This window comes from Streptomyces sp. CA-210063, from assembly GCF_024612015.1.
GTDB lineage: Bacteria > Actinomycetota > Actinomycetes > Streptomycetales > Streptomycetaceae > Streptomyces.
The window spans coordinates 546362-568148 of sequence record NZ_CP102512.1; the positions used below are offsets into that span (position 1 = coordinate 546362).

General features: G+C 70.8%; 21 protein-coding genes. 11 read left to right on the forward strand and 10 right to left on the reverse strand.

The window, feature by feature from the left end; translation table 11 throughout:
• Nucleotides 1–43: 43 nt before the first annotated feature.
• Together JIX56_RS02350 and JIX56_RS02355 are read right to left on the reverse strand one after the other, a co-directional pair.
• Nucleotides 44–1366, reverse strand: coding sequence for an extracellular solute-binding protein (locus JIX56_RS02350; protein WP_257537074.1), 1323 nt, complete (start codon nucleotides 1364–1366; stop codon nucleotides 44–46).
• A 275-nt stretch (nucleotides 1367–1641) separates the two neighbouring features.
• On the reverse strand, nucleotides 1642–2763 hold the full coding sequence (locus JIX56_RS02355; RefSeq protein ID WP_257537075.1) for an ROK family protein: 1122 nt from the start codon (nucleotides 2761–2763) through the stop codon (nucleotides 1642–1644).
• 241 nt (nucleotides 2764–3004) lie between these two features.
• Between JIX56_RS02355 and JIX56_RS02360 the strand changes: the two genes are divergently transcribed.
• Together JIX56_RS02360 and JIX56_RS02365 are read left to right on the forward strand one after the other, a co-directional pair.
• The gene (locus JIX56_RS02360) at nucleotides 3005–3919 is read left to right on the forward strand and encodes an N-acetylglucosamine kinase (RefSeq protein ID WP_257537076.1); all 915 of its coding nucleotides are present in this window, start codon (nucleotides 3005–3007) and stop codon (nucleotides 3917–3919) included.
• A 94-nt stretch (nucleotides 3920–4013) separates the two neighbouring features.
• Nucleotides 4014–5930: a phosphatase PAP2 family protein gene (locus tag JIX56_RS02365; RefSeq protein ID WP_257537077.1), complete on the forward strand. Its 1917-nt coding sequence runs from the start codon at nucleotides 4014–4016 to the stop codon at nucleotides 5928–5930.
• A 54-nt stretch (nucleotides 5931–5984) separates the two neighbouring features.
• Here JIX56_RS02365 and JIX56_RS02370 read toward each other — a convergent pair whose 3' ends face one another.
• Together JIX56_RS02370 and JIX56_RS02375 are read right to left on the reverse strand one after the other, a co-directional pair.
• Nucleotides 5985–8375, reverse strand: a complete 2391-nt coding sequence (locus JIX56_RS02370; protein ID WP_257537078.1) for a SpoIIE family protein phosphatase — start codon at nucleotides 8373–8375, stop codon at nucleotides 5985–5987.
• Nucleotides 8376–8457: 82 nt separating this feature from the next.
• Complete coding sequence (locus JIX56_RS02375; RefSeq protein WP_257537079.1) at nucleotides 8458–9246, reverse strand: peptidoglycan-binding domain-containing protein; 789 nt, start codon at nucleotides 9244–9246, stop codon at nucleotides 8458–8460.
• Between the two features lie 348 nt (nucleotides 9247–9594).
• Between JIX56_RS02375 and JIX56_RS02380 the strand changes: the two genes are divergently transcribed.
• From JIX56_RS02380 to JIX56_RS02395, 4 genes are all read left to right on the forward strand, one after another.
• On the forward strand, nucleotides 9595–9963 hold the full coding sequence (locus tag JIX56_RS02380) for a hypothetical protein (RefSeq protein ID WP_257537080.1): 369 nt from the start codon (nucleotides 9595–9597) through the stop codon (nucleotides 9961–9963).
• Nucleotides 9964–9992: 29 nt separating this feature from the next.
• Nucleotides 9993–10676 (forward strand): ABC transporter ATP-binding protein, encoded by a 684-nt coding sequence (locus tag JIX56_RS02385; RefSeq protein WP_257537081.1) that lies wholly within the window; start codon nucleotides 9993–9995, stop codon nucleotides 10674–10676.
• Between the two features lie 162 nt (nucleotides 10677–10838).
• Entirely contained in the window at nucleotides 10839–11522 is a 684-nt protein-coding gene (locus JIX56_RS02390; protein ID WP_257537082.1) for a response regulator, read from the forward strand.
• Nucleotides 11523–11666: 144 nt separating this feature from the next.
• Complete coding sequence (locus JIX56_RS02395) at nucleotides 11667–12350, forward strand: hypothetical protein (RefSeq protein WP_257537083.1); 684 nt, start codon at nucleotides 11667–11669, stop codon at nucleotides 12348–12350.
• A 26-nt stretch (nucleotides 12351–12376) separates the two neighbouring features.
• Here JIX56_RS02395 and JIX56_RS02400 read toward each other — a convergent pair whose 3' ends face one another.
• Both JIX56_RS02400 and JIX56_RS02405 read right to left on the reverse strand, forming a co-directional pair.
• A complete protein-coding gene (locus tag JIX56_RS02400; RefSeq protein WP_257537084.1) occupies nucleotides 12377–12766 on the reverse strand; it encodes a PPOX class F420-dependent oxidoreductase in 390 nt (129 codons plus the stop codon).
• A gap of 73 nt (nucleotides 12767–12839) precedes the next feature.
• Nucleotides 12840–13475, reverse strand: a complete 636-nt coding sequence (locus JIX56_RS02405; RefSeq protein ID WP_257537085.1) for an HAD family acid phosphatase — start codon at nucleotides 13473–13475, stop codon at nucleotides 12840–12842.
• Nucleotides 13476–13781: 306 nt separating this feature from the next.
• On the opposite strand from JIX56_RS02405, the gene JIX56_RS02410 reads away from it, so the two are divergent.
• The 3 genes from JIX56_RS02410 (at nucleotide 13782) to JIX56_RS02420 (ending at nucleotide 16620) form a co-directional block, all read left to right on the forward strand.
• On the forward strand, nucleotides 13782–14621 hold the full coding sequence (locus JIX56_RS02410) for an SAM-dependent methyltransferase (protein ID WP_257537086.1): 840 nt from the start codon (nucleotides 13782–13784) through the stop codon (nucleotides 14619–14621).
• A complete protein-coding gene (locus JIX56_RS02415; protein ID WP_257537087.1) occupies nucleotides 14621–15142 on the forward strand; it encodes a GNAT family N-acetyltransferase in 522 nt (173 codons plus the stop codon). The genes JIX56_RS02410 and JIX56_RS02415 overlap by 1 nt, the downstream gene beginning before the upstream one ends.
• A 98-nt stretch (nucleotides 15143–15240) precedes the next feature.
• Nucleotides 15241–16620, forward strand: coding sequence for a S1 family peptidase (locus tag JIX56_RS02420; protein ID WP_257537088.1), 1380 nt, complete (start codon nucleotides 15241–15243; stop codon nucleotides 16618–16620).
• A gap of 117 nt (nucleotides 16621–16737) precedes the next feature.
• On the opposite strand, the gene JIX56_RS02425 is transcribed toward JIX56_RS02420, so the two are convergent.
• Both JIX56_RS02425 and JIX56_RS02430 read right to left on the reverse strand, forming a co-directional pair.
• Nucleotides 16738–16920, reverse strand: a complete 183-nt coding sequence (locus JIX56_RS02425; protein ID WP_257537089.1) for a hypothetical protein — start codon at nucleotides 16918–16920, stop codon at nucleotides 16738–16740.
• Nucleotides 16921–16998: 78 nt separating this feature from the next.
• Entirely contained in the window at nucleotides 16999–18159 is a 1161-nt protein-coding gene (locus tag JIX56_RS02430; protein WP_257537090.1) for an ROK family transcriptional regulator, read from the reverse strand.
• Between the two features lie 162 nt (nucleotides 18160–18321).
• Between JIX56_RS02430 and JIX56_RS02435 the strand changes: the two genes are divergently transcribed.
• Entirely contained in the window at nucleotides 18322–19524 is a 1203-nt protein-coding gene (locus tag JIX56_RS02435; protein WP_257537091.1) for a Gfo/Idh/MocA family protein, read from the forward strand.
• 40 nt (nucleotides 19525–19564) lie between these two features.
• Here the strand turns inward: JIX56_RS02435 and JIX56_RS02440 are convergent, their stop codons facing one another.
• Nucleotides 19565–20260, reverse strand: a complete 696-nt coding sequence (locus tag JIX56_RS02440; protein ID WP_257537092.1) for a L,D-transpeptidase family protein — start codon at nucleotides 20258–20260, stop codon at nucleotides 19565–19567.
• Between the two features lie 133 nt (nucleotides 20261–20393).
• Between JIX56_RS02440 and JIX56_RS02445 the strand changes: the two genes are divergently transcribed.
• Entirely contained in the window at nucleotides 20394–20879 is a 486-nt protein-coding gene (locus JIX56_RS02445; RefSeq protein WP_257537093.1) for a carboxymuconolactone decarboxylase family protein, read from the forward strand.
• A 109-nt stretch (nucleotides 20880–20988) separates the two neighbouring features.
• Here JIX56_RS02445 and JIX56_RS02450 read toward each other — a convergent pair whose 3' ends face one another.
• Nucleotides 20989–21783 (reverse strand): aminotransferase class IV, encoded by a 795-nt coding sequence (locus JIX56_RS02450; protein WP_257537094.1) that lies wholly within the window; start codon nucleotides 21781–21783, stop codon nucleotides 20989–20991.
• Nucleotides 21784–21787 lie beyond the last annotated feature (4 nt).

Consider the following 21787-nt stretch of genomic DNA (forward strand, 5'->3'; position numbering starts at 1 on the left):
CGGCGGGGCCGAGACACCGCCGCCCGGGCCTGTCGGCCTGCGCTCAGCCGCCGACCTGCGTGTTGTAGCCGTCGACGATGTTCTGCAGGGCCTTGTCGGCCGACTGCTCGCCGTTGATCGCCTTGCCGAGCTCCGCCTTGGTCGGGTCGTCGGCGAGGCTCTTGCCCTTCAGCACCCAGTTCGTCTGCGCGCTGTTGAAGTAGCCGGAGATCGGGTCGTAGAGCGGGATGGACTCGTTGTAGAGCTTGAACGCCGCCTGCGCCGCCTCGGACTTGAAGGGGTACTTCGGGTTCAGACCGGTCTCGACCGGCAGGAAGCCGGAGGCCTCGCACAGCGCCTTGTAGTGGTCGGGCTCGTACAGCCAGGACAGGAACTTCTCCGCGGCGGCGGCCGCGTCGGCGTTGTTATTGAAGCCCACCGTCATGCCGCCGCTGTTGACGTCACTGGCCTGCACCGGCTGGGCGGGAGTCGGGACGCTCGCCCACTCGAACTTCGTGATGCTCTCCGCGTAGGCGGCGACCTGCCACACGCCGGACCAGTAGGCGACGACGTCACCGCTCTGGAACATGGCCGACGGGTCGGCGCCGCTGGTCCACACCGACTTCGGCATGGTCTTGTCGTCGTTCCATCCGACGAAGGTGTTCACGGCCTTCTTGGTCGCCGCGTCCACCGAGAACTTGCCGGAGTCGTCGGCGTGGACGTACTTCCCGCCCATCTCGTACACCATGGCGCGCAGCCGGGACGGCGACTGGTCGAAGGTCAGGGAGTACTTGGCCTTGGTCTTCTCCCGGACCTCGTCCGCCGCCTTGATGAACTCGTCCCAGGTCCAGGTCTTGTCGGGCGAGGTCGGGTAGTCGACGCCGGCCTTCTCGAAGAGCGACTTGTTGATGAACATGCCGGACGCGGTGACGTCCGAGGGAATGGACAGCACCTTCCCGGACGAGTCCTTGGCGACGAAGTTGGCGTTGATCTTGTTGGTCTTGTTGTTGGCGATGTCGCTGAGGTCGATCAGCTTGTTCGACCAGATCGGGTCCAGCGCCGGCACGGCCGCCACGTCGGGCAGCGAGTTCGCCTGCGCGGAGTTGCGCAGCTTCGTCGCATAGCCGTCGTAGGGGATGTTGACGAGTTTGACCTTGACGCCGGTTTCCTTCTCGTACTGCGCCACCATCTTCTTCCAGCCCGCGTCCTGCCCCGGAACCGTGGAGATCCAGAACGTCAGCGACTTGGAGGTCCCGCCCGACTCGGATCCCCCTCCGCAGGCGGAGAGCAGAAGGACGGCTGCCGAGGCGCCGGCAGCGAGGGGAACCAGGCGGCGCATTCCGCCGCGGCCGAGTCGGCGGGAGCGCCGCACACCCACAGTGATCATCTTCGATCCCTTTTTTCGGTAGGGGACAGAGCACGGCGCCGACCGAGGCGGCACGGGTGCAGTTTGCAGGAGAAGTTGCTTTCCGGGGGCGCGGCCTCGCCCGGCCGCGTCGTCCACGCGGGGCGGGATCCCCGGCCGTTCTGGCCGTCACCGCACGGGCACGCCCTCGTGCGGTTGCCGTACGTCGAGTACGGGCGGGAGGCTCACCCCAAGTCGGCGTCCCGGCCGACTTAGAAAGCGCTTGTCCGGACATTGGCAGATGTCGGTGGAGTCCGTCAATGCTTCACCGCCGCCCCTCCGGTCACGGTTTGGATTCCGCGGGCCACGGCCAGCCGACTGGCTCCCACCACGGTGCCGCTGTCGCCGAGCGCGCTGCTCATGACCTCGGTGGGCCAGCTGAGTCTGGCCAGTTCGGCCCGTACGCCGGGCAGGAGCTGGGGCTTCGAGCCGACGGCGCCGCCCAGCACGATCAGCCCGGGGTCCAGGACGGCGGTGGCCGCGGCGGCGAGCCGACCCACGTCGGCGGCATGGCGGCCGACGACCGCGCGGGCGGTGGTGTGCCCGGCGTCGGCCAGCGCGAACAGCCCGTCGACGGTGTCGGGGCACAGGCCGTCGGTGTCCCGCCAGGCGTCCGCCGCCCGGCGGAGCAGGGAGCGCGCTCCGATGTGCTCCTCCAGGCCCTCGTGGCGCGGTTCGCGGTCCGCGTCCCACGGGTAGGGCAGGCGGGCCACCTCACCGGCGGCGCCGTTCGCGCCGCGCAGCACGTGGCCGCCGATGACGACACCGAGACCGATACCGACGCCGATCCGCAGATACCCGAAGGTGTCCCGGCCACGGGCGGCGCCTTCGTGCAGCTCGGCCAGGGCGGCGCAGTTCACGTTGTTCTCGACGTGGACGGGCACGCCCGGCGGGAGCGCCACGGTCAGGGCGTCGAAGATGGGGCCGGCCTTGGCGGTCGCCGGGCGCACGGCCGTGCCCTCCCGGCCCTGGGTGGTGACGTCGCCCACGGCGACGACGATGGCGCGCAGCGGCGCGTCGGCCGACAGCCCGGACAGGACGTCCTCGACCACGCCGACGGTGTCCGCCCGCAGGCCGGTGCCCTCGGCGAGCAGCGTGCCGTCCAGGGCACAGATCCGCACCCGGGTGACGCTGGGGCCGAGGTCGACGGCGAGAACCGCGCCGGCGGCGCGCCCGAGATCGTATACGGCCGCTGACCTGCCCGTGCCGCCGGAGAGGGTGCCCGAGCGGGCGGCGAGACCGGCGGCCTCCAGTTCGGCCACGGCGGAGGAGACGGTCGGCTTGGAAAGCCGCGCCCCGGTGGCCAGTTGGGGGCGGGTGGCGGTGCTCGACGCGGCCAGTACGGCGAAGACAGCGCGGGCGCTCTCGCTCAGGTGCATGCTCTCCCCAGTCGTACGGCGATCATCCGGCCGCACGGTCGTGCGGTATCCGGTCCGAACCCTTGACGCACCCTTATTCGTTAGTTAATTTCCTAACGAAGTCAAGCGGTACTCGCCTGCCGCACCAGCAGAGGCCCGTCCCGGGGCTTCCCTAGCACTCCCCACAGACTCTGTGCGTCCAGGCACGGTTTCGCCCAGCCGTCGCTGCGCCATCGCCACGCAACGACGAAAGAGGCCTTTCGTGCAGGACCCCAGGCCCGTCGCGGTCGGTATCGACGTGGGCGGCACCAAGACCCATCTCCGTGCTGCCACGGGGACGGACTCCGTCGCCGATCATGTCCGTGCGAGCCGCGGCTGGCGGCCGCACGACCAGGTGGCCGCCGCCGCATGGCTGGCCACGCTGGTCGGGGAGGCGCTGCCCGCGCACACCCTTCCGTCCGCTGTGGCCGTCGGCGCCCATGCCTGCGAGACGCCCCGGCAGTGCGAAGGGATACGTCTAGCTCTCCAGGAACGGCTTCAGGTGCCGTGCCTGGTGGTGGGGGACGCCGAACTACTGGTGCCCGCCGCCGGTTTCGAGCAGGGGGTGGGTCTGGTCGCGGGCACCGGTTCGGTGGCCGTCGGCCGGTCCACCGACGGCACTTCCGTGCAGGTCGGCGGCTGGGGTGCGGTCCTCGGCGACGAGGGCGGCGCCGCGGGTCTGGTCCGTGAGGCGGCCCGTGCCGTCTGGGCGGCGCACGACCGGGGCGAGGCGCCCGACGCACTCGCCGACCGGCTCGTCGCCGCCTTCCAGGTGAGCGAAGTCCCGGCCCTCGGTGGGGCGTTGGAGGCCGCCACGGCCATCTCCGCCGACTGGGGCCGGCACGCTCCCGCGGTGTTCGAGGCCGCCGAGGAGGGCTCTGTGCTCGCCCACCGGGTGATCGCCGACGGGGGCCGCGCGCTCGCCTCGCTCGTCGCGCGGCTCGCCGCCCGCGGGGTCGCCGTGGACGACGTGGTGGTGGCCGGCGGGACGATCCTGTCCCGGCCCGCGCTGTACTCCGCATTCGCCGAAGCACTCCTGGACGCTGTACCGTCCGCGCGACCGCGTGTGCTCCAAGTACCGCCGGTCGAAGGGGCGTTGACACTCTCACGAACTCTCCTCCGACCGGTCACCCGCTGATCACCGTCCGGTCGCCGACCGGACATCAACCGGTCACACGCCAACCCCACGCTCAGCCCGCACGATCATCACACCGCGAAAGGAGCGGCACCTCATGCCGTCAGCTGCCGGGCACCACAGACTCAACCGCCGCGTCTTCCTCAGAAGCTCACTCGGCGTCTCGGCCGGCCTGATCGCCGCTCCGACCCTCGCGACCATGTGGCAGGCCTCCGGGGCCGAGAACAAGGCCGCTACCGCGTTCGCCGCGTTCGTGGACGACTACACCACCAACACCACGGCGAACCTCACCCCCGAGACCAACGCCGTGGTCCGCGCCCTCGGCGGCTTCGCCCAGATCTGGAAGACCGGGGACGCCTGGAACACCGGCACCCCGCTGCTGCCGGAGATCCTGCGCGCCAACATGCGCTACTGCGCGCGTGTCACCTCGCGGCGCACCGAGGCGCAGGCGCGCCAGGCGTTCATCACCGACCGGCAGCACCAGAGCTACTCGGTGATCACGGGTCTCGGCCCGCTCGCGGAGCTGTACAAGGCGGGCGCCATGGCGGTCACCTCGATCACCTCCGCCCCGGACGGCGTCCCGGCGGGCAAGATCAGCGACTCCGTCCCCGCCGACGCTCCCGCCGGGTCCGCGAACGGCGCCGGGTCCACCACCTCCGAGCTCGGGAAGGTGGCCCAGCTCGTCAACACCGTGCGCGGGCCGTTCGCGTCGGGCAACCCGGCCAAGTTCTCCTACCAGTACCCGCGCCCCTGGCGGATGAACGAGAACAGCGAGGTCGTCGACACCGGTAAGACCGACGAGCTCGGGTTCCCGGTCTACGACTCCGACGTGATCGTCGTCCCGCAGCTGCTGCGCCAGCGCGGCGAGAACCCCGCCGAGGACGGCGGCTTCCCCAGCGGTCACACCAACGCCCTCCACCTGGCGGCCCTGGCCTACGCGTACGCCGTCCCGGAGCGCTTCCAGGAGATGGTGACGCGCGCCTTCGAAGCGAGCCACGACCGGATCATCTCGGGCATGCACTCCACGATCGACGTCCTCGGCGGCCGGGTCATGGCCACCGCGCTGGCCGCCGCCGCGCTCGCCGACCCGAAGAACGCCGACCTCAAGGCCGCCGCGCGCAAGCAGGCCGCCGAGTACTTCCAGGCGAAGACGGGCACGACGGCCGACACGCTGTTCGCGTACGCGCACTCGGCGGGCACCGACACCGACCCGTACGCCGACCGCCGGGCCAACGCCCGCACAGTCGAGCCGAAGCTGACGTACGTGCTGACCCGGAGCGGCCGTTCCACGGACCTGACCGTGCCGAAGGGCGCCGAGGTCCTGCTGGAGACGCGGCTGCCGTACCTCGACGCGGCGCAGCGGCGCGAGGTGCTGCGCACGACCGCGCTGCCGTCCGGCTATGTGCTGCTGGACGGCTGGGAGCAGTGGGGCCGGCTCAACCTGTTCGAGGCGGCGGACGGTTACGGCGCCTTCGACCCGGACGTCACCGTCACGCTGGACGCGGCGCTCGGCGGCTTCCACGCGGCCGACACCTGGCGCAACGACATCACCGGCTCGGGCGGTCTCGTCAAGAAGGGCAGCGGTTCGCTGACGCTGGCCGGCGCCAACCGGTACACGGGCGGCACCGTCGTGGAGGCCGGGGTGCTCGCGGCGGGCTCGAAGGAGGCGTTCGGCCGGGGTGACGTCCGGGTGAAGGGCGGCACGCTGAGCACGGGCGACCACACCGTCCGGGTGCGCGGCGGTTACGCGCAGGCCGGAGTCCTCGACGTGACGCTGGACCGGGGCACCGACCCGGCCCTCGTGGTGGACGGGCGCGCGGTCCTGGAGCGGGGCAGCAAGCTGGTGGTCCGCTTCGACGCCGAGCAGGCGCCGCGTTCCGGCAGCACGGTCGCGGTCATCGGGGCGCGGTCCCTGCAGGGCCGGTTCACCGAGGTCTCGGTGGCCGTCGAGGGCTGGACGGCCGAGCAGGTCTTCACGGCGCACGGTGTGTCGGTGCGCCTGCGGAAGAAGTGACTTCCTTCGCTGGTAAGGCTGTTGGGGGTGGCGCGAGCCGCCCCCAACAGTCGTTCACAGGCTCGGTGGCAGGGCCTGTTCGGCCCAGATGGTCTTGCCCGCGCCGCTGGGCCTGCTGCCCCAGCGGTCGGTGAGCTGGGCGACCAGGAGCAGGCCGCGGCCCCCTTCGTCGAAGCTGCGGGCCCGGCGCAGATGGGGTGAGGTGCTGCTGGCGTCGGAGACCTCGCAGATGAGGGTGCGGTCGCGGATGAGCCGCAGCTGGATGGGGGCGCCGCCGTAGCGGATGGCGTTGGTGACGAGTTCGCTGACGACGAGTTCGGTGACGAAGACGGACTCCTCCAGGCCCCAGCGGGTGAGCTGTTCGGTGGCGAGCTTGCGCGCGTTGGAGACCAGGGCCGGGTCGTCGGAGAGGTTCCAGACGGCGACCTGTTCGGCGTCGAGGGCGCGGGTGCGGGCGAGCAGCAGCGCCACGTCGTCGGCCGGGGTGTCGGGCAGCAGCGCCTTGAGCACGGCGTCGCAGGCGATCTCCAGACTGCCCGCCGGCCCCTGCAGGGCGGTGCACAGGGCGGCGGTGCCCGTGTCGACGTCACGGTCGCGGGCCTCGACCAGGCCGTCGGTGTAGAGGGCGAGGAGCGAACCCTCGGGCAGCTCCAGGTCCGTCGCCTCGAAGGGGAGCCCGCCGACGCCGAGCATCGGTCCCGCGGCCACCTCGACGACCTGGACGCTGCCGTCGGGGCGCACCACCACGGGCGGCACATGGCCGGCCGAGGCGATCGTGCAGCTGCGGTCCACCGGGTCGTAGACCGCGTACAGGCAGGTCGCGCCGATCTCCCCGTCGCCGGTGGCGTCGCCGGCCGCGAGGTGTTCGACGAGGTCGTCGAGGTGGGTGAGGAGTTCGTCGGGCGGCAGGTCCACGTCGGCGAGCGCCCACACGGCCGTCCGTAGCCGCCCCATGGTGACGGAGGCGTGGATGCCGTGGCCGACGACGTCCCCGACGACCAGCGCCACCCGGGTCCCGGACAGCGGGATCACGTCGAACCAGTCGCCGCCCACCCCGGCCTGCGACAGCGCCGGAAGATAGCGGGAGGCGAACTCGACGGCGGCCTGTCCGGCGACCGCCTTCGGCAGCAGGCTGCGCTGGAGCGCCAGCGCTGTCGTGCGTTCCCGGGTGTAGCGGCGGGCGTTGTCGACGCAGACGGCCGCCCGGCTGGAGAGCTCCTCGGCGAGCGAAACGTCGTCCTGGTCGAAGGCGTCGGGGTGCTCGGGGGTCAGGAGCCGGACGAGGACGGCCACACCGAGGGTCGTGCCGCGCGCCACCAGCGGGACGGCCATCAGGGACAGGTCGTGGTCCTCGGCCTCCTGGAGTTTGGCGGAGCGGGCGCCGTGCTGGGCGAACCAGGAGTCGAGAGAGCGGTCGCCGGTGCGGGTGAGGACGGGTTCGCCGGTGAGCAGGGCGCGGGCGGGTGGTGAGGAGGGTGGGTAGAGGTCGGCGAAGCCCAGGTCGATCGCCGCCTCCGGAACGCCGGGAGTACCGGAGTGGTGGGCGGCCCGGCGCAGTTCCACGTCGCCGTCCACGGGGCCCATCTCGGGTTCCTCGCCCTGGAGCACCGACTCCAGCAGGTCGACGCTGGCGAAGTCGGCGAGCCGGGGCACCACCAGCTCGGCGAGTTCGCGGGCGGTCTGCACGACGTCGAGCCTGGTGCCGATGGATCCGGCGGCCTCGTTCAGCAGGGCCAGACGCTGGCGCGCCGCGAACTGCTCGCTGCTGTCGAACGCGGCGAGCGCGGTGCCGATCAGCTGTCCGGAGTGGTCCCGCACCGGCCACATCTCGGAGGTCCAGGCATGCATGCGCCGACCGGAGGGCGAACGGGTCCAGCTCTCGTAGCGGACGGGCTGCCCGGTCTCCACGACGATCTCCAGATGGCGCAGGAAGCCCCGGCTGTGCTCGGCGTCCTCCACGGTGTCGAGGAAGTACTGGTGCCGGAACTCCTCCTCCGGCTGCCCCATGACCTGGCACGCCCAGTCGTTCATCCGCAGATAGCGCTGCCCGGTGTCGAAGACCGACATGGACATCGACGCCTGTTCGAAGGCCAGCTGGCCGAGGCCCCGCTCGGTCCGGTCCGGTGTCGTGGTGACGACGAACCCGCGCCGCTCGCCTTCGGGCACCCACAGCGGGCACACGCGCAGCGCCACCTTCTGGCGCCGTCCGTCCCGGTAGCGCAGGACCACCACCGTGTCGCCGTGCGTCAGCAGGGTCCGCCACACCGCCGCCGCGTCCCCGTCGACGAGGTCCGCCGCCGGCCGCCCGGTCACGTCCTCGGCGGTGTACCCCGTGAGGCGCCGGGCGCCCTCGCTCCAGCCGGTGACGAGGCCGCGCGCGTCGACCACCGCCATCGCCTCACCGGCCGTGGCGGCCCGCGACGCGCCGGACGCCTTCGTCACCATAGGGCAAGGATGGTCCGTCCTAGGCGGGGCAACAACCCGGATACACCCGTGGCGTACCGCCGGTCGCGGCCCCGCCGTGCGCCTAGAGAGCGGTGCGGGATTCGAGGTCCTGGCGGGTGTCGTTGCCGTACACGCCCGTCTCGTCGCCCCTGATGCCGTACCAGAGCTGGAAGCGCGCCACCGCCTCCTTCAGTACGCCGTCGTACTCGCCGGAGGTGGAGCCGTTGTCGTACACATTCGGGATACGGCGCAGCCGTTGCTGGAGTTCGGAGACCTCGGGTCCGCTGTCGCCCTCGCGGAGGGTGCCGGGGCCGTCCGGGTCAACGCCGTCGTTCCGGGGCGGGGCCGAGGTGGCGGGGGCCGACGGGGTGGGCGTCGGGGTGACGGCCCGCGCCTCCTTCTCCGTGTCGCCGCCGGGCAGCAGGAGCGCGGCGCCGAAGCCGATCAGGGCCGCCGCGCCGACGCCGACGACCACCGCGGCGCGCTTCAGCCCGGATCCGCCGCCGGGTGCCGGGCGCCGCCGCTGCCGTCGCTCACCGCGCGGGGCCGTGCCGGAGCCGAAGTCCTCGCCGACCATGACCGGGGGCAATTCCTCGGTCTCGTACTCCGTCCGGGGCAGGATCCGCCGGGGAGCGGGAGGCGGTTCCGGTGCGGGCGGCGGCTCCGGTGCGCGTGCCGGCGGCGGCTCCGGTGCGCGTGCCGGCGGTACGGCGACGGTCTCGTACTCGTCGTTCGGGGCGGTCGTCCCCTTGTACAGCTCGAACTCACGCAGCAGTTCCGCCAGGGCCTCGGTCCGGCGCCGGCGCATGACGTAGGTGGGCTCGATCGTGGGACGCTTCGCCGTCCGGCCCGGTTCGGGCGGTTTCGACACGCTGTTCTCCTTCCGTGCACGCGGTCTCCCGCCATCCCCGTGAGGAGATACGGGAAGTCCGACCCGACGGTTCAGTCCACCCGGCGCTCACCGGGCCGACCGGGAGCACGGCGACCGCTTGGCGGGGCGCACCGGCCGTCCGGTGGCGCCGCACGCGGGTTCCTTGGTGTCGGGGGCGAGGTTCACGCGGATCGGAGCAGGCAGCCCCGGTGTCCGCCGTATCGGCCGTACGGCCGAGGGAGCCGACCGGCGGGCCGGGAAGCCTGGCCGTTCGGCCGAGGCGGGCGTCCCCGCCGCCGGGAGAGGTTGGGTGTCGCAACCCCACCCCCTCTCCACCAGGAGCACCTCATGGAACGCACGCCCCTCCTCATCACCGGTGCCGCGGTGGCGGCCCTGGCCGTCGGCGGCGGAGCCCTCACCTACGCGATGAGCGGCACCGAGTCGACCACCGGGCTCGACGAGTCCACCACCGTGACCGTCGACGGCCACAAGGCGCTCAGCGGGAAGATCGTCGCCGGTCGCACCATGTCGAAGTACAGCCCGCTGCCCTGGATCGGCGGCGAGACGTCCGGCCTGGAGTGCCCCGACCTCAAGGCGGTGGCCGGCACCGAGGTGATGTGCACCGCGCGGGACGGCGGCGGCAAGGACCTCTCCATCCCCGTCACCGTCGTCAAGGCCGACGCCTCCAGCGTCACCTGGACGTTCGAGCGCGCCTAGTCCGGACCGGAAAGGACCCCTCACCCCTCATGAGCACCGTCCTGGCCGGCAACGGCCTCATCAAGAAGTACGGCCCCACCACCGCCCTCGCCGGCGTGGACGTGGAGGTCGCCGCGCGCGAGTCCCTGGCCATCATGGGCCCGTCCGGCTCCGGCAAGTCGACTCTGCTCCACACCCTCGCCGGCATCATCCGCCCCGACGACGGCCAGGTGCTGCTGCGCGGCGAACGCATCGACCACTGGGGCGAGAACAAGCTCAGCGCCCTGCGCCGCAAGCGCTTCGGATTCGTCTTCCAGTTCGGCCAGTTGCTGCCCGAACTGCCCGCCGAGGAGAACGTCGCCCTCCCGCTGATGCTGGAGGGGATGCCCCGCCGCCAGGCCGTGCAGCGGGCCCGCCGCTGGTTCGCCCCGCTCGGCCTCGCGGGCCTGGAGCACCGCCGCCCCGGCCAGCTCTCCGGCGGCCAGGCCCAGCGCGTCGCCATCGCCCGCGCCCTCGCCGTGGAACCCGACGTCGTCTTCGCCGACGAGCCCACGGGCGCCCTCGACCAGTCCACCGGCGAGGAGGTCGTCCGCCTCCTCACCTCGGTCACCCGGGACCAGGGCGCCTCCCTGGTCATGGTCACCCACGACGCCGAGGTGGCGGCCCACTGCGACCGCATCCTCCAGGTACGCGACGGCCGGGTGAGCGGCTACAGCCAGTACACGGTGGCGTGAGCGCCCTGTAGGGGCCGGGGAACTGCGCGACCGGCCCCATACGGCCCGCACGCGCCCGCTCACCGATTCGATCGAGCTCTTGGACACTCGAAACCTCCCGCGAGCCCCGACTGACCCACCCTCGTCCCGTCCTCCCCTCCGTCCCTCAGGCATGATGCGCCCATGAACGACCGCAGCCCGATCCGCGTCCTGATCGCCGACGACCAGGACATGGTCCGCACCGGCTTCCGTTTCTTCCTCGACGCACAGCCGGACATCACCGTGGTCGCCGAGGCCGCCGACGGCGAGACGGCCGTGCGGCTGGCGCGTGAGGTGCGGCCCGATGTGTGCCTGCTGGACATCCGTATGCCGAAGCTGGACGGTCTGGAGGCCACCCGGCTGCTGGCCGGTCCGGGCGTGGCCGATCCGCTGCGGGTGGTCGTGGTGACCACGTTCGACCTCGACGAGTACGTCTACGGGGCGTTGCGCGGCGGCGCCTGCGGCTTCCTGCTCAAGGACTCGGGGCCGACCCTGCTGGCCGAGGCCGTACGGGCGGCCGCGGTGGGCGACTCGCTGGTGTCGCCGTCGGTCACGGTCCGGCTCCTGAAGCACGTCACGGCGGAACCGGACACGGCCCCCGGCCCCGAGGCGCCGCGTCCCCAGGAGCCGCTGACCGAGCGGGAACTCGACGTCGTACGGCTGGTGGCCCTCGGGCACACCAACGCCGAGATCGCCGCCTCGATGTTCGTCTCCCTCTCCACGGTCAAGACCCATCTCGGCAGCATCCAGCTCAAGCTCGCCGCCCGGAACCGGGTGGAGATCGCGGCGTGGGCGTGGCGGACGGGGCACGCGGACGACCGTCCGTGACGGGCCGCCAGGAGGGCAGCGGGTCCTGCGTTCCGTTTGTGAGGGTTGGGGCGTTTGCCGGGTGAGATCCCTCTATGCCGGTAGCGTGCCCATGTCACAGTTCGAGTGAGCGTGCACCCGGTGCACGGAGGGGGAATCCGACACATGAGAAGCATGCGCGCACTGTTGGCGCGACTGACCGTCGCCTTACTCGCGGGGGCCGCCCTGGTCCTTGTCGGGCCGGGGTCGGCCCAGGCCGACACCACGGTCGAGATCCCGGCACCCACCGAGGGCGGCATCTCGGCCACCGTCGAGTTCCGCCGGACCGTCGTGCCCCAGCCCTACAACCCGGATCCCACCGCCTCCGACGGCGACCGCCAGTGCCTGTTGCGGTACCACCAGTACTACGCGACGCCGGGCTGCGGCGGCTTCGAGCTCGGCGTCAAGCTGCACAACGTCCGCAACCAGCCCGGCTATCTCGCCGGACTGAGCAGCGCCGGCGGCTACTTCAGCGCGTACGCGGACACGGCCCGCACGTTCGGCTGCCTTCTGCCGGACGGCACCTTCGACCACAGCACGAGCTTCGTGGTCCGCACGGAACAGCAGCCCTTGTCGCCGGTGTACTACACGCCGGACAGCAACTGGCTGCTCTCCCAGTTCAGGAGCTATCCGGACCAGGACTTCGGGCCGCCCTTCTTCGTCAACTTCCCGGCGGTGGAAGTGAATTGCCCAGAGGGGACGACGGCGACCCAGTACGGCCTCAAGGTCACCAATGTGAAGATCGGCATCGATGACCCGAACGTGTTCGGCAGGACGACCTGGACCACACCAGGGCCGTTCTACGCCTGACGCGGTGCCGTCGAGCCCCGCTCAGCTCACGGCGTGAGCGCGACGCGGATGCCGACCGTCCCGTCGGCGCCCCGGCGCAGGCGGCTGCCGAGGAGGGTGAGGCGGCCGAGGACGCCGTACTTGCGGGCGATGAGCCGGCGGTAGGCGGCGGAGCCGGTCGCGTCGAGGATCTCGGCGCGGGCGGGGACGGAGTCGCCGGTGGGGTTGCCGCGCAGGTCGCAGGGGCCGACGAGGACGTCGGCGCGGTTCCGGATGCGCTTGACCTTCCAGGAGTCCGCGACCGTCCAGATGCCGAGCGCGTCCCCGTCCCGCACCACCCAGACCGGCGTCGGGACGGCGGTGCCGTTCTTGCGGTAGGTGGTGATCAGCAGGTACTTGCCCGCGCCGAGCGCGTCGAGCGAGGTGTCGTCGGCCATGGCGGGAGTCTAGGGGTACGGCCGTCGGCGGGAGCCGGCGGCCGTACGCCCAGGAGCGAGCGGTGAAGCGGCGTCAGTCGAGCAGGCCGTCGTAGTCGGGCAGCTTGAAGGTGCGCTCGGCGTGACCGCCGACGAGGTCGGTGGTGTTGTTGCCGACGTTCGCGATGATCGTGTAGCCGTCCGACTCGATGTCGGCGCGCGACGCGGTCTTGTAGGCGGAGACCTCGTCGAACAGGTCGGGCAGGTCGCGGACGTAGAGGCCGTCGACGGGGTAGCCGACGCTCTCCAGGTTCCACTCGGTGATGCTCGCGATGATGCCCGGGCGGGCGGTGACGAAGAAGACGTCGACCCCACGGGACTTGGCGTACTTGGCCAGTGCCAGGGAGGGCTTCAGCGCCGGGGTGGGCAGCTGGTACCAGGGGGTGTAGTGCGTCTCCAGCGTCGTGTTGTCGATGTCGAAGACGATGGCGAGCTTCTGCCCCGAGGCGTTCGCGGTGCGCTGCTGTATGTACGGGGTGGCCGTGCCGATGGCGGCCTTCACGTCCGACTGCCAGGTCGCGTAGTCCACCTCGGCGGCGGCGGTCGCGCTGACCGCGGCCGTGCTCGGCGCGGCGGCGGCCGGAACCGCCGCGGTCACCGAAGCGCCCAGACCCAGTACGGCCACCGCGGCGACCGTCGTGATGCGGCGTCCCACACCGCTTGCTGTCATGTTCGTCCCCTTTTTCTCATGTCAAAGCGGCGAGGTCGATGGAACCTTCGCCGCGCTCGTCATGGTCATGCCCATTAGTGGCCGGGAGACTACCTGGAAGTTACTGATTAGTAGAGGGGTCTCGACGATCAATCGCCGTCTCCCCGGGGCCACTTGCGCGATGATGTCCACGGGACAACGAGGACGACGAGTAGGGGTCGGACCCGGCCCCTGTGAAGATCGCCGAAGTGTCGGCAAATACCAACCGGCGGGTCTACATTGCCCGAGGGATGAAGCACCTTCACAGAAGATCCAGGAGTTGACGCCGTGACGGACAACCCGGCAGCCTCGGACTTCCCCTTCTCGTCGCTGAACAGCCGCATCGTCACCACGCGGCCGGCGGCGGCGCGGATCTGGAACTACTGGCTCGGCGGCGGGGACTACTACGAGGTCGACCGGAAGGCCGGGGACGAGATACGCCGACTGCATCCGAGCATCGGCGACTACGCCCTCGCGGACCGGCAGTTCCTGGGGCGGGCCGTGCGTCATCTGGCCGCCGACGTGGGAATCCGGCAGTTCCTGGACATCGGCGCCGGCCTGCCGACCGCGGAGAACACCCACGAGGTCGCCCAGCGCATCGCCCCGGACGCCCGGATCGTCTACGTCGACAACGACCCGCTGGTCCTGGTGCACGCCCGCGCCCTGCTGACAAGCTCACCCGAGGGCCGTACGGACCACGTCGACGAGGATCTGCGCAACGTCGACTCGATCCTCGAACACGCCGCGAGAACCCTGGACCTGACCCAGCCGGTCGCGCTGATGCTGCTCGACGTGCTGGCCTTCATCCGCGAGGACGAGGACCCGTACGGCATCGCGCGCCGCCTGATGGACGCTTTGCCCGGCGGCAGTCATCTGGTGCTCTCGCACACCATCACCGGCCCGGAGTGGGCCGACGTGGACGTCGCGGCCGCCTGGTGGAACGCGCACGGCGTCCCGCCGCTGACCCAGCGCACGCCGGAGGCGATCGCCCGCTTCTTCGACGGGCTCGACCTCCTCGAGCCGGGCATCGTCTCGTGCACGCGCTGGCGGCCGGAGATCACCGGCGATCCCCCGTCCGAGGAACCGGCGGAAGTGGCCATGTACTGCGGAGTGGGAGGCAAGCGCTGATGGCGATCGACCGGGTCCGGCTCCAACTGGACGTCACCGACTTCGACCTGGCCCGTTTCCAGCCGTATGTCGACAAGTGCCGGACGTCCGGCATCCGGCTGACGACGCTCTCCGAACTCGGCGACACCCCGGAACACCGCCGGGCGTTGTACGAACTCAACAAGGAGTGCTCGGCGGACATCCCGGAGCGCGGCGACTTCCACGACTACGACGAGTACCACCGGCTCCGCTTCGAGGTGCCCGCCTACGATCCGCGCGGTGTCGTGCTGGCCATCGACGGCGGCCAGTGGGTCGGCATGGCGGCGACCTCGGACCGGCGGACGTCCGGATTCGTGTTCAACGAGATGACCGGAGTGCGGGCCTGCCACCGGGGGCGCGGCATCTCGGTGGCCATGAAGACCTTCGGCATCGGCTTCGCCGGGATCTGCGGGGTGAGCACCATCCGTACGGTGCACCACCCGGCCAACGCGCGCGCGATCGCCATGAACCGGACACTGGGATACGTCGACGCCGACTGGTGAACACGCGCCCACGTCCGCACGTATGAAAGGAGGGCGCTCAAGGACCGGACGCCCTCGCGGTGTTGACACCGTGTCGGACGGGGTTCGGGAGCCAAGTAATGAGGCACGCACGACGACGAGTCGTGAAGCGGGTGGCGCGGCTGACGGCCGTCGGTGGACTGCTCTGTGGAGCCCTGATGCTCACGCAGGCGGCGATGGCGACCGAGACCACCACCTCCCCGCCCGCGACCCGGAGTTCGGTGCTGGCCGCGTCCGGCACCGGAAACGGTCTGGTGAGCGAACTCGGCTCCTCCCGTACGGCGGGGACCTGGATCGCGGACGACGGCAGCCCGGTCGTCGCGGTCACCGACGAGAAGGCGGCCGCCGAGGTCAAACAGGCGGGCGCCCGCCCCAAGATGGTCGAGTACAGCGCCGAGGACCTGAAGTCCGCCACGGAGGCGCTGCGTTCGGCGCCCCGGGTGCCGGGCACCTCCTGGGCCATCGACCCCGCCTCGAACGAGGTCGTGGTGCGGGCCGACAGCACGGTCTCTGCCGACGACTGGTCGAGCCTCACGGACCTCGCCGAGGAGATCGGCGGTTCCGTGCGGATGGAGCGCACCGAGGGCGCGTACACGATGCGGCTCAACGGCGCCCAGCCGATCTTCGGTACCGGCGGGCGCTGTTCGATCGGCTTCAACGTGACCGACGGCGAGAACGAGTTCATGCTGACCGCCGGGCACTGTGGTCCCGCCGGTTCCGTCTGGTTCTCGGACAACCAGGGCCGGCAGGAGATCGGCCGGACGATCGAGTCCAACTTCCCGGGCGGTGACTCCTCGCTCGTCCAGTACCTCCAGGACGCGCCGAGCAACTCGACCAACGTCGTCGCCGTCGGTGACGGCCAGGGGGTGCGCATCACCTCGGTCGGTGACGCGGCGGTCGGCCAGCGGGTCTTCCGCAGCGGCAGCACCACCGGCCTCCGCAACGGCGAGGTGACCGGCCTCGACGCCACGGTCAACTACCCCGAGGGCACGGTCAGCGGGCTCATCGAGACGACGGTCTGCGCCGAGCCGGGCGACAGCGGCGGCCCGCTCTTCTCGGAGGGCGTTGCCCTGGGTGTGACCTCGGGCGGCAACGGCGACTGCGAGCAGGGCGGTACGACGTTCTTCCAGCCGCTCTCCGACGCCCTGGACGATTTCGGCGTCGAGCTGGCCGGCCTGCCCCAGTCCCCCGTCCAGCCGACCGGCGCGGCCGACGGCTCCTCCGACGACGACTCCCAGGGCGCCGCCGCCCCGGGCTCCGCCGAACCGGGCGCCGTGGAATCCGTCGAGTCCATCGAGGCCGCCTCCGACCTCATCGACCGTCTCGCCGACCCCCGCAACGTGGGCCCGGGCCTCCTGGTCGTCGCCGGCAGCCTGGTGGCCCTGGCGGCAACCCGCTTCATCCGCACGGAACAGGACAGGCAGGCATACCGCCGCCAGTATTCACAGAGTTGGGGCTGAGAGGCCCACGGCTTGGGCGCGCCCGGTGGGCGCGCCCTGTAAGGGGCGCGGGGCTGTATCGATATGCGGCTCCGCCGCGTGGGCGCGACCAGCCCCCACCGGCCCACAGCCGACGAACTACGAAACGGCGGCCCACTCCAGGACAAGGCGCTCGTACTCGCTCCGCTGCTCCATGTTCAACGTCCCACCGCTCCGGAACCAGAGCGCCCGGATCTCCTCGTTGACCTCGGCGGCCGTTCTTACCGGTGTTTCCGATCTTTCCAGGACGACATCAGGGGTAGTGGACATGCTGTAAACCATATGTCCTCGAACGTGAAGCCGACGTGAGTAAAGATCCCACTTCAGACATTACGGACCGTGAAGCTGATCACTCTGCGTTTACGCCTCCACGGTCCCGAGCACAAGCACCTGAATGGCCAGCACCGCCGCCCCTCGCGCCCAGTCATGGAAGTCGGACACCTTGGTCTCCAACGGCACGGGAGCGGCCAGCGGATGACGATGAGCACGGACGGCCTCGTCCATCGCCTTCTCCGCGACCCCCATCAGCCCCACCCCCTCCCCCGCGAGCAGGATCTTCTGCGGCATCACGAAGTTGGAGATCTGGGCCACCAGCGTGCCGAGCGCCCGCCCCGCCTCGCCGATGACCCGCGCACACATCGGTTCCCCCTCGGCCGCCCCGGCCAGGATCTCCTCGTACGACATCTCACGTCCGGTCGCCGCCTGGATCTGGTAGCGGATGCTGGGGATGCTCAGCAGTGAGACGGCGCTGCCCCGCTCCCCGTCCGGGGTGAGCGGTCCGCCGGGGTCCACGATCCAGTGGCGGCCGAAGCCCCGGTCCTGCTCGTCGTGGGCGACCCGCTTGCCGCCCAGGACGAGCCCGTAGCCGATGCCCGCGCCGATCGTGAGGACGACGAACCGGTCGAGGCCACGCCCCGCGCCGAACCAGGTCTCCGCCTCGACGAACGCGGCGACATCGTTCTCGACGACGACCGGCAACCCGGTGCGCTCCTCGACGAGTTCGGCCAGCGGCACGTCGCGCCACGACAGGAAGGGAGACTCCCCGACGACCGCCCGCTGCCGGACCAGACCGCCGACCCCTATGCCGATACCGGCGAGCGAGGGGTGGGTGCGGGCGAGTTCGCCGGCCATCTCGGCGAGCAGGTCGGCGACGCGCTCCGGCTCGTGCGTGGTGAGCGGGCGGTCGTAGCGGGTGACGATCTCGCTCCTGAGCGTGGTGACCACGCCGTACACCATGTCGTCGGTGATCTTGAAACCGATGAAGGAGCGGGACTCGGCGACGATGTCCAGCGGCTGCGAGGGGCGCCCCTGACGGACTTCGGGGAGCGCGGCGCCCTCGGCGGTCTCGACCAGCAGTCCCGACTCGATCAGCGGTTTCGTCAGCCGGGTGAGGCTGCCCGCGGACAGGCCGAGCCGCCGGGCGAGTTCCGTGCGCGAGAGCGGGCCGTGCACGAGCACCTCGATCGCCACCGCGCGTTCCCCGGAACTGAGCGGCAGCCAGCTGGCAGCGAGTGCGGTCATGAGGGTCAGGCTCCCACACGTTTCTTCTGTCATGGAAATAATAGGCGCACTCTAGGTGCCAGGCCACTCACCGCAAAAGATGATCCCCACCCCTTGACGGCACAATTCTTCCGCCGTGAAAGTAAGCGGGAGGAGCCTCGACCAGTGAAGGACACCTCTTCCATGACGTTCAACCTCGGCATCGTCGGCGCCGGCCAGTTCTCCGGTCAGTTCGCCACGCTGTTCCAGGCGCACCCCGGCGTCGGCGACGTGTACGTCACCGATCTGCTGCCCGAGCGAGCCGAAGAGCTCGCGGCCGCCCAGGGCTTGGCCGGCACGTTCCCCTCGTACCAGGCGATGCTGGAGTCGGCGGCCGTCGACGCGGTCGCGATCTTCACCCAGCGGTGGACGCATGGCCCGCTGGTGCTCCAAGGCCTCGACGCCGGCAAGCACGTCTACTCCGCGGTCCCCATGGCCATCACCACCGAGGAGATCGCGGCGATCATCGACGCGGTCGAAGCCACCGGGCTGACGTACATGATGGGTGAGACGAGCCAGTACAACCCGGCGACCGTGCACGCCCGCAACCAGATCGCGGAGGGCGCGTTCGGGCGGATCTTCTACGCCGAGGGCGACTACGTCCACGACATGGACCTGGGGTTCTACGAGGCCTACCAGTACAGCGGCGGCGAGAACTGGAAGCAGACGGCCAGCTATCCCCCGCTGCTGTACCCGACACACTCGGTGGGCGGGGTGCTCGGCGCCTGGCGGACGCACGCGGTGAGCGTGTCGGCGATCGGGGTCGTGGACGGGCGCGGGGACGGGGTGTTCGACAAGGACGTCAGCCAGTTCGGCAACGACTTCTCCAATGCCACCGCCCTGTTCGAGGTGGCGGGCGGCGGGTCGTTCCGCACGAACGAGTTCCGGCGGGTCGGCTACCCCTCGCAGATCCGTGAGTCGCGTTTCCGGTTCTTCGGCACGGACGCGAGCATGGAGCAGCTGGCCACGGTGGCGTTCTGGCAGGACAAGAAGGGGGTGAAGGACATCAGTGAGCTGCTTGAGCCGAAGCCCACCCTGTCTCCTGACGACCCCTCGCTCCAGCACATCGCGCCGGATCTGCGGGCCGCCTTCACCTCCGGGTCGGCGCCGGTGCACGACCGGTCGCGGCTGCCGCGGGAGTTCGACCATCTGCACAACGGGCACGAGGGCAGCCACCACTTCCTGGTGGACGACTTCGTGACCGCGGTCAACACCCGGACGCTGCCGTCGGTGAACGCCTGGGTGGCGGCCCGCTACACCCTGCCGGGCATCGTCGCGCACGAGTCCGCGCGGCAGGGTGGGGTGCGGCTGGAGATCCCGGACTTCGGGGACGCCCCCGAGGCGTGACGTTTCGCCACCCTCGCCGAGCCGGGCTCCCGGTTGCCTGTCAGGTGCCCGGCTTGCGGCCGTACACGTAGACGTCGTCGCCCTTCTTCAGCAGCGACCAGTACTTCTTGGCGTCGGTCCTGGTCATGTTGACGCAGCCGTGGGAGCCGGGCGGGTTCCACATGCTGACGCCGACGGAGTGGAAGGCCTGGCCGCCGTCGAAGAACTGGGCGTAGGGCATGGGCACGTGGTAGATGGACGAGACGTGGTCGATGTTCCGCCAGTAGATCTTCTTCAGGCCGGTGCGGGTCTCGTAGCCGTCGCGGCCCGTACGGACCGGGACCGGCCCGTAGACGAGCTTCTTGCCGTCCTGGATCCAGCTCAGCTGGAGGGTCAGGTTCACGCAGGCGATGCGGCCCTTGTTGGTCGGGCACGTGCCCGCCTTGTTGGGGTTCTTGCCGACGGCCTTCTGCTTGTTCATCAGGTCCATCACACCCCAGGTGACGGATCCGGCGTAGCCGATGTTCGGTGTGATGCCGTGCTTGGTCTGGAAGGCCTTGATGGCCTTGCAGTCGGCGGTGGACTGCTTGCCGTCGACCGGTCGGCCGAGGAACCTCTCCACCTGCTTCTGGTACGGCCCCGTCGACGTCGTGCAACTCGCCGCCTGCGCGGGCGCGGTGCCCAACGCGAGCGTGAGCGGTGTCAGCAGTCCTGTGATGGTGAGTGCGACTGCGCCTCTTCTGCCTATGTCCCCCATGGCAAGCCTTCCCTTTCGCGCGCTCTGCTGGCTCTGTATGCCTAGACAGGCGATCGGGGGTGACGGTTGTGGGACGGCTCCTGTCGAGACGAAACAGTTACACGGCCGGAAATTCAGATATAGAGTTCTCCCCATGAGCAACAGCGATTCCATATCTCGCGTGGCCCTGAAGAAAATCACGCCCGACGTGTCCGGAGCGATGGGCTCCCTGCACGGTGCCGCCGTTTCCGCGGCGCGGGACGCGAAGGTCGAGCCGGAGATCCTCGAACTGATCAGAATTCGCGCCTCGCAGATCAACGGCTGCGCGTTCTGCCTGGACATGCACACCAAGGACGCCCGTGCGCAGGGCGAGACCGAGCAGCGGATCTACGCGCTCAGCGCCTGGCGCGAGACCCCCTTCTTCACCGCCCGCGAGCGCGCCGCCCTGGCGCTGACCGAGGCTGTGACCTTGGTACATGACGGGCATGTGCCCGACGACGTCTACGCGACGGCCGCGGAGGTCTTCGACGAGGAGCAGATCGCGGCGCTGATCTGGGCGGCCACCGTGATCAACGCGTACAACCGGATCGCGATCGCGACACGGATGGTGCCGGGCGCCTACCAGCCCGTCCAGAAGTAGTCCCGAAGCCCCCGGGAACCCATTCCCCGACAATTCAGAAATGACTTTTGGCGCCGGGCCGAATTTCCTTCGGCCCGGCGCTTCTGCATGCCCGTATATCGCTGTGGATTCAGTGGTCCGGCAGCGGCTCCATCAGGCTGTCCAGCCATTTCCGCCATTCCGGGGCGTGCACGGCCCGGCCCGGGGTCATCGGCCGGCCGGTCCACGCGGCGACCGGGCGGATGCCGTGGAGGGCGTTGACGAGCCACACCTCGCGGCCGTCCAGCTCGGCCAGGGAGCGCTCGCGGTGGGCGACCCGGACGCCGGTGCGGGCGGCCCGCTCCTGGACGAGGGCCATGGTCACGCCGGCGAGGAGGGGCAGGCGGGGCGGCGGCAGACAGAGGGTGTCGTCCTCCCACCAGAACAGGCTGGAGTTGGCGGCCTCCAGCACCAGGCCGGAGGGCGCGATCAACACGGCCTCGTCGGCGTCCGCGCCGGACGCCCGTCTGCGTACGCGGGCCAGGGCGTCCAGATCAGGTCCCTTGCGGCGGGGCACGGTACGCGGGTCGGGCTGGCCGGCCGCCCACACCCGTACCTCGGCCGTGATGGGCGGCGCGTGCCGGAGCAGAAGCCTCAACTCCAGCGAGCCGGCGGCGAGTTCCACCCGGGGGAACCACTCGCCCGTGCGCGGCAGCGCGCGGGTCATGTCCTGCCAGAAGTCGACGACCTGGCCCAGGGGCGGTGCGCCGCACTCGCCGCAGGACCGCAGGAACCGTTCGCGGTGCCGGTCGAAGCCGCGCACCCGTCCGTCGCGCAGCAGCCACGAGTCCGCGACGAGGAGGCGTCCGCCCTGGGCCTGGCCGGGGACGAGGCCGTGTTCGCGTGACCAGGTCAACAGACCTTCCGCGATGGCGGGTTGTGTCACTCAG